The sequence below is a fragment of the Saccharopolyspora sp. 7B genome (genome assembly GCF_020177435.1).
In the GTDB taxonomy this organism is placed as follows: Bacteria; Actinomycetota; Actinomycetes; order Mycobacteriales; family Pseudonocardiaceae; genus Saccharopolyspora_C; species Saccharopolyspora_C gregorii.
In genome coordinates this window covers 1-7531 of record NZ_JAIUKC010000242.1, presented here as the reverse complement: position 1 = coordinate 7531, position 7531 = coordinate 1, and the positions used below count along the sequence as shown (strand labels likewise).

Sequence of the window (7531 nt, the reverse complement as noted above, 5' to 3'; positions counted from 1 at the left end):
TCCGTCTTTGCGGGTGGTCTCTCCCCGGTGTTTGCACCACAACACCCGATCTATGCTTGTCCCTGCCCGGTCCCCCCAGCCCCGTGTGCCCCCCCCCGCCCTCGTCTCCGGGTGCGGACCTCGGACGCGTTCCACCTGGGCGGATCGGGGAACCGGCGGGTGGTGCCGGGCCGGTGCGGTGTGGCAGCATGCGGGCGTGGCCACCACGACCATGATCATTATCGGAGCGCGCGCCGGGTGACGGATTCCGCACCCCCGGCGCGCAGACCTCTCGCATCCACGCGGGGGGTCTTTTTCATGTTCCGGGGGCGGTTCGGCACCAGGCGGCTCCGCCGCACGAGACACCCGACAGCCCGCAGGAGACCCCAAGTGACCCGCACGACCCCGGCCGGCACCCCGCTCGGCGACGACTTCCACGTCTACGACACCACGCTGCGCGACGGAGCCCAGCGGGAAGGCATCTCCTACTCGGTCACCGACAAGCTCGCCGTCGCGCGGCTGCTGGACTCGCTCGGCGTCGGCTTCGTCGAAGGAGGCTGGCCCGGCGCGCTGCCCAAGGACACCGAGTTCTTCGCCCGCGCCGCCGCCGGTGAGCTCGACCTGCGGCACGCCGCGCTCGTCGCCTTCGGCGCCACCCGCCGGGCGGGCGTGCCCGCGCAGGAGGACCCGCAGGTGCGGGCGCTGCTCGACTCCGGCGCATCCGTCATCACCCTCGTCGCCAAGGCCGACCGCAGGCACGTGGAGCGCGCGTTGCGCACCAGCGCCGAGGAGAACCGCGCGATGATCGCCGACACGGTGCGCCACCTCGTCGGCGAGGGTCGCCGGGTGTTCGTGGACGCCGAGCACTTCTTCGACGGCTACGCCCACGACCCGGACCACGCGCTGCGGGTGCTCGACGCCGCCGTCACCGCCGGCGCCGACCTCGCCGTGCTGTGCGACACCAACGGCGGGCAGCTGCCGACCGGGCTCGCCGACACCGTGCGGGAGGTCGTGGCGCGCACCGGGTTCCGCGTCGGCATCCACTGCCAGGACGACACCGCCTGCGCCGTCGCCAACTCGGTCGCCGCCGTGCAGGCCGGCGCCAGCCACGTGCAGTGCACCGCCAACGGTTACGGCGAGCGCGCGGGCAACGCGGACCTGTTCTCGGTCGTCGGGAACCTCCGGACCAAGCTCGGCATGCCGGTGCTGCCGGACGGGCGGCTGACCGAGCTGACCCGCGTCTCGCACGCGCTCGCCGAGATCGCCAACCTCGCCCCCGATGCGCACCAGGCGTACGTGGGCGCTTCCACGTTCGCGCACAAGGCGGGGCTGCACGCGAGCGCGATCAAGGTCGACCCGGAGCTGTACAACCACCTGGACCCGGCCGTGGTCGGCAACGAGATGCGGGTGCTGGTCACCGAGATGGCCGGGCGCGCCAGCCTGGAGCTCAAGGGCGCCGAACTCGGCGTGGACCTGTCCGGGGCGCCCGACGCGGTCGGCGGCGCGGTGCGCAGGGTCAAGGAGCTGGAGGCGCGCGGCTGGTCCTTCGAGGCCGCCGACGCCTCGCTGGAACTGCTGCTGCGCCGCGAACTCGACGCGGCGGGGGAGCGGTCCGCGGTACCGGAGGCGCCGTTCGAGCTGGAGTCCTACCGGGTGCTGCTGGACCACCGCCCCGACGGCGCCGTTGTCTCCGAGGCCACGGTGAAGGTGCACGTCGCCGGAACCCGGGTGATCGCCACCGCCGAGGGCAACGGCCCGGTGAACGCGCTGGACGCGGCGCTGCGCGAGGCGCTGGTGCCGCACCTGCCGTGGCTGGACGAGGTGGCGCTGGTGGACTACAAGGTCCGCATCCTCACCGACGCCTCCGGCACCGACGCGGTCACCCGGGTGCTGGTGGAATCCCGGGACGACCACGAGGAGTGGACCACCGTCGGCGTGCACGGCAACATCGTCGAGGCCAGCTGGCTCGCGCTCCGCGACGCCCTCGCGTACAAGGCGTTGCGCCGCAACGCGAACGCGGGCCGACCGGCGACGGGCCCGGCCGCCGCGACCGCATAGGCTGGTCCGGCCCGCCCCGCGCGGGCCACGTGGAACAACCGGGAACGAAAAGAGGTCCGCCGTGCGCCTGGCCCGAGTCGCCCACTCCGACGGGGTGTCGTTCGTCGCGCTGGAACCCGATCCGTCCGCGCCGAAGGAGAAGGTGCTGGCCATCGAGATCGACCAGCACCCGTTCGGCGACCCCACCTTCACCGGGCGCAAGTGGCCGATGGCCGACGTCCGGCTGCTCGCCCCGATCCTGCCCAGCAAGGTCGTCTGCGTCGGCAAGAACTACGCCGACCACGCGAAGGAGATGGGCGGGGAGGCGCCGGCGAACCCGGTGATCTTCATGAAGCCGTCGACTTCGGTCACGAGCCCGAACGCGCCGATCAAGCTGCCGCCGAACTCGGAGCGCGTCGACTTCGAGGGCGAGCTGGCCGCCGTCATCGGCCAGCCGTGCAAGGACGTGCCGGAGGCGCGCGGCACCGAGGTGGTCCTCGGCTACACGATCGCCAACGACGTCACCGCGCGCGACCAGCAGCAGGCCGACGGGCAGTGGACGCGGGCCAAGGGCTACGACACGTTCTGCCCGCTGGGGCCGTGGATCGACACCGCCGTGGACCCCGCCGACCTGGGGCTGCGCACCGAGCTGGACGGCGAGCTCCACCAGGAGTCGCGGACCTCGCTGATGCTGCACGACGTGGCGGGCCTGGTGTCCTGGGTGTCGCGGATCATGACGCTGCTGCCCGGCGACGTCATCCTCACCGGCACCCCCGCCGGGGTGGGGCCGATGAAGTCCGGCCAGTCGGTCTCCGTCTCCATCGACGGCCTCGGCACCCTCACCAACCCGGTGCAGTGACCCGCACTGCCCGCCGCCCGCCCAGAGCGGCGGGCAGTCCCCGTCCCCGATCCTTTCCTGTCAGCGCGAAGCGCTGAGCCAACGACCACGCACGCAACCGGACCACCCGCGGGTTCTCAGCTGCGTTCTCGCGAGGACAGCTTTTTGGCGCGGGGGGGGGGGCCCCCGGGGAAAAAAACAGCCACCCGCCCCCCCCAGGGGGGGTCCCCCGCGCGCGCCCCCCGCCCCCCCGTTTTCCCCGGGGCCCCCCCCCCCCCCCCAAAAACCCCCCCCCCCCCCCCCCCCCCGCTGAGGTTCCGCCACCCACCCCCTCAACGAGACGACCAGCGAGCCGGAGGGCGTTCGCGAAGAGCGCCGTAGGCGAGCAGGTAGGGCGGGAGCACGCGCAGCGCGGGCAGCCGCGTGATCAACCGGATCGGGCGCGGCAGCCGGGTCCGGCCCCCGAAGTCGATGGCACCGCGCAGCGCGGGCTCGACCACGTTGCGGTGCAACACCTTCTGCAATCCCTGGATCAGCACGGTCGTCGGCCAGCGCCTGCGCTGGATCGCCGCCACGTGCCTGCGCCGCAACCGGCCCTCGCGCAGCGGCCGCGCCAGGTGCCGGGCCGCGGCGACCGCGTCCTGCACGGCCAGGTTGATGCCGATGCCGCCGACCGGGGACATGGCGTGCGCCGCGTCCCCGATGCACAGCAGCCCCGGCACGTGCCACTTGCGCAACCGGTCGAGGGTGACGTGCAGCAGCTTCACGTCCGCCCACTCGCCGACCAGCTCGCGGCCGTCGTCGAACCAGGGCACGAGGTGGCGCAGCCGCCGGTTGAACTCCTCGATCGGCCCGGACCTGCCGTCGGCATCGGTGTCCTTCGCGATGATCGAGGCCGTCTGGTAGTAGTCGCCGCGGTCGATCAGCGCGGTGAACGTGCGGTCGCGGACCAGCCCGACCAGCCCGGAGGGGTCGTCCTCCCGGCGTGGCACCCGGAACCAGCGCACGTCCATCGGAGTGGGGAAGTCCCGCAGCCCGAGCTCCGGCAGCCGCCGGGCGAGCGAATCCCGTCCGTCGCAGGCGACGGTGATGTCGGCGCGCAGCTCCCCGGTGGTGCCGTCGGCCTCGCGGTAGTGCACGCCGTTGACCCGGCCGCCCTCCCGGATGAGCCCGGTGACCTCGGTGCGCATCCGCAGCGCGAAACCGTCCTGCTGCTTCGCCTCCTCGGCGAGCAGGTCCAGCAGATCCCACTGCGGGACCAGCGCGATGTGGTTGTACTTGATCGGGAGCAGCCGGAAGTCCCCGATGGTGACGAGTTCGCCGTCCTCGCCGACGGGCAGCCGCACCGTCTCCACCTTGCGCTGCGGCAGCGCGGCGAACCGCTCCGCCAGGCCGAGGTCGTCCATGAGCTGCAGGGTCGTCGGGTGCACCGTGTCGCCGCGGAAGTCCCGCAGGAAGTCGCCGTGCTTCTCCAAGACGGTGACCCGCACCCCGGAGCGGGCCAGCAGCAGCCCCAGGACCATGCCCGCGGGTCCGCCTCCGATGACGCAGCAGGTGGTGCGTTCCATCCCGATCACTCCCAGCCGGTGCGGCGCTGCACGAACACCCGATCGATATTCAACGGACGTTGAATAACTCCAGGGTGCTCCTCCCGGACTCGCTGGTCAACCACCCCGCCCCGCCCGATATGGTGGGCGGGTCATGAGCACGCCAGAGTTCGCCACCCCAGCGCCAGGAACCGTCCGCGCCCGGTTCTGCCCGTCGCCCACCGGCACGCCGCACGTCGGGCTGATCCGCACCGCCCTGTTCAACTGGGCCTTCGCCCGGCACCACCGCGGCAGCCTCGTGTTCCGCATCGAGGACACCGACGCCAGCCGGGACAGCCAGGAGTCCTACGACGCGCTGCTCGAAGCGCTGCGCTGGCTCGGCCTCGACTGGGACGAAGGTCCCGGCGTCGGCGGCGAGCACGGCCCCTACCGGCAGAGCGAGCGCAAGGACATCTACGCCGACATCGCCCAGCGCCTGCTGGCCGCGGGCGAGCTCTACGAGGCGTACTCCACGCCCGAAGAGGTCGAAGCCCGGCACAAGGCCGCCGGCCGCGACCCCAAGCTCGGCTACGACAACTTCGACCGCGACCTCACCGACGAGCAGAAGGCCGCCCACCGCGCCGAAGGCCGCACCCCCGTGCTGCGGCTGCGGATGCCGGACCACGACATCACCTTCGACGACCTCGTCCGCGGCGAGATCACCTTCCGCGCGGGCACCGTGCCCGACCCGGTGCTCGTCCGCGGCAGCGGCGACGCGCTCTACACCCTCACCAACCCCGTCGACGACGCGCTCATGCGCATCACCCACGTGCTGCGCGGCGAGGACCTGCTCTCCTCCACCCCGCGCCAGATCGCGCTCTACGAAGCGCTCCAGCGCATCGGCGTCACCGACTTCACCCCCGCCTTCGGGCACCTGCCGTTCGTCATGGGCGAAGGCAACAAGAAGCTCTCCAAGCGCGACCCGCAGTCCAACCTGTTCCACCACCGGGACCGCGGATTCCTGCCCGAAGGGCTGCTCAACTACCTGGCGCTGCTCGGCTGGTCCATCGCCGACGACCGCGACGTGTTCACCCTCGACGAGATGGTCGAGGCCTTCGACATCGGCAGCGTGAGCAGCAACCCCGCGCGGTTCGACCAGAAGAAGGCCGACGCCATCAACTCGGCGCACCTGCGGGCCCTCGCCCCCGACGACTTCGTGCAGCGCGTCGTGCCCTACCTCGTCGCGGGCGGCGTGCTCGACGCCGAACCCACCGAGCAGCAGCTCGACACCGTGCGCGCCGCCGCACCCCTCGTGCAGGAACGGCTCATCGTGCTCTCCGACGCCGTCGGCATGATGCGGTTCCTGTTCGCGGGCGACGAGTTCGAACCCGAAGAGGCCTCCGCGCAGAAGGCCCTCGGCGACGACGCGCGGCCCGTCCTCGAAGCCGCCATCGGCGCCCTCGACGCCCTCGACGGCTGGACCACCGAAGCCATCGAAGCGGCGCTCAAGGAGTCCGTCGTGGACGGACTCGGCATCAAACCGCGCAAGGCCTTCGCGCCCGTCCGCGTCGCCGTCACCGGTCGCACCGTGTCGCCGCCGCTGTACGAATCGATGGAACTGCTCGGGCGGGACATCTCGCTCCAGCGCCTCCGGCGCGCACTGGGCTGATCAGCAGCACGATTCCGGCGACCGGGTGATGTCCGCAATGGACGTCACCCGGTACCGGCGCGTGCACTAAACCGTGTCAGCCAACGACTATCACCGGCTTGGCCGAGTCGGGCACCGCCGGTGAACACCTAGCCTCTCGGGGTGACATCCGCGCCGCACCCAGAGATCGCCCCACCCGGCCACGTCAAAGCCGTGTGCCTCGACATCGACGACACCCTGCTCGACAACGCAGCCTCCTCCCGCCTCGGCCTCCGCGCCCTCATCGGCAACGACGCCGCCTGGCCCGTGTGGCGACACACCACCGAAGAGCACTACGAGCGCTACGTCGCGGGCGAACTCGACTTCGCCACCATGTGCCGCGAACGCACCCGCGCCTTCTTCGCCGCCTTCGGCGAACGGCTCAGCGACGCCGAAGCCGCCGCCCGCGAAAACCGCCGCATGGCCGCCATGCAAGCCGCCTGGTGCCTCTTCGACGACGCCGTGCCCTGCCTCGACTGGCTGCGCGCCGCAGGCCTCCAACTCGCCGTCATCACCAACGCGCCCAGCGCCTACCAGCGCAAGAAGATCAGCCGCACCGGGCTCGCCGGCGTCTTCGACAGCCTCGTCATCTCCGGCGAACTCGGCATCGCCAAACCCGATCCGCGGATCTTCCACGCCGCCTGCGAATCCCTCGGCGCCGCCCCGCACGAAGTCGTCCACGTCGGCGACCGGCTCGACACCGACGCCCTCGGCGCCGCCGACGCCGGACTGCACGGCGTCTGGCTCAACCGCGGCGGAACCGAGCACACCCCGCCCGACGGCGTGTCCATGATCACCAGCCTCGCGGAACTCCCCGAACTCCTCGTCTGCGAACTGCCCTTCGCGCCCGGGATCCCCGGCCAGCACGCCCCCGCCCCGACTCCGGCGGACCGGTCCCACCCGGACATCGGGAGACCGCGCCTCGGCGCGCTCAGCGGCTGAACGAGCCCGGCCCGCGACGCCGGCGACGACGCCGACCGGACAGCGCCCCGGACCCACCCCCACCAGGGAAGTCATCCGAAGAGGGGGGTGCTGTCACGGCCCCGCGGGCCATGCTCTACTATTTTCATCAGCAAGGCGGACAGCGGCAAAGAGTCGGACTTCCTCCAGAAGCCCGGACCAACACCGCTGAACGCCGAAGCCGATGGGGTATGGTGTAATCGGCAGCACGACTGATTCTGGTTCAGTTAGTCTAGGTTCGAGTCCTGGTACCCCAGCGGAACGATCAGCAATGATCGTTCGTTCTAGGGCCCCGTCGTCTAGCGGCCTAGGACGCCGCCCTTTCAAGGCGGTAGCGCGGGTTCGAATCCCGTCGGGGCTACGTCAGCGTGTTCAGTCCCCACATCCTTCGGGTGTGGGGACTTTTCCGTGTTCGTCCTTTTTCTGGGGGGCGACCCCCCGGACCCCCACGGTGCGGTGGGTGCGGTTGTGTGGGTGGGCTTGGCGCTTTGCGCCTCGCGGTGG

The 7531-nt window shown here is 71.6% G+C and carries 5 protein-coding genes and 2 tRNA genes; 6 read left to right on the top strand and 1 reads right to left on the bottom strand.

Annotation, left to right across the window (positions count from 1 at the left end):
* The first annotated feature begins 369 nt into the window (after positions 1-369).
* Both cimA and LCD33_RS27910 read left to right on the top strand, forming a co-directional pair.
* Positions 370-2037 (top strand): citramalate synthase, encoded by a 1668-nt coding sequence (gene cimA, locus LCD33_RS27915; RefSeq protein WP_224978462.1) that lies wholly within the window; start codon positions 370-372, stop codon positions 2035-2037.
* Positions 2038-2098: 61 nt separating this feature from the next.
* Positions 2099-2875 (top strand): fumarylacetoacetate hydrolase family protein, encoded by a 777-nt coding sequence (locus LCD33_RS27910; RefSeq protein WP_224956490.1) that lies wholly within the window; start codon positions 2099-2101, stop codon positions 2873-2875.
* A 311-nt stretch (positions 2876-3186) separates the two neighbouring features.
* On the opposite strand, the gene LCD33_RS27905 is transcribed toward LCD33_RS27910, so the two are convergent.
* Complete coding sequence (locus LCD33_RS27905) at positions 3187-4422, bottom strand: FAD-dependent oxidoreductase (RefSeq protein WP_224968632.1); 1236 nt, start codon at positions 4420-4422, stop codon at positions 3187-3189.
* 133 nt (positions 4423-4555) lie between these two features.
* On the opposite strand from LCD33_RS27905, the gene gltX reads away from it, so the two are divergent.
* The 4 genes from gltX to LCD33_RS27885 all read left to right on the top strand — a co-directional run bounded on the left by gltX (position 4556) and on the right by LCD33_RS27885 (position 7388).
* Positions 4556-6049 (top strand): glutamate--tRNA ligase, encoded by a 1494-nt coding sequence (gltX, locus tag LCD33_RS27900; RefSeq protein WP_224968630.1) that lies wholly within the window; start codon positions 4556-4558, stop codon positions 6047-6049.
* 141 nt (positions 6050-6190) lie between these two features.
* Positions 6191-7009, top strand: coding sequence for an HAD family hydrolase (locus LCD33_RS27895; protein ID WP_224968628.1), 819 nt, complete (start codon positions 6191-6193; stop codon positions 7007-7009).
* Between the two features lie 203 nt (positions 7010-7212).
* Positions 7213-7284 (top strand) — tRNA-Gln (locus LCD33_RS27890).
* Between the two features lie 31 nt (positions 7285-7315).
* Positions 7316-7388 (top strand) — tRNA-Glu (locus LCD33_RS27885).
* Positions 7389-7531 lie beyond the last annotated feature (143 nt).

Bases quoted from the DNA above. Each gene is read 5' to 3' on its own strand.
- LCD33_RS27905 (WP_224968632.1), bottom strand. From the start codon at position 4,422: ATGGAACGCACCACCTGCTGCGTCATCGGAGGCGGACCCGCGGGCATG.
- gltX (WP_224968630.1), top strand. From the start codon at position 4,556: ATGAGCACGCCAGAGTTCGCCACCCCAGCGCCAGGAACCGTCCGCGCC.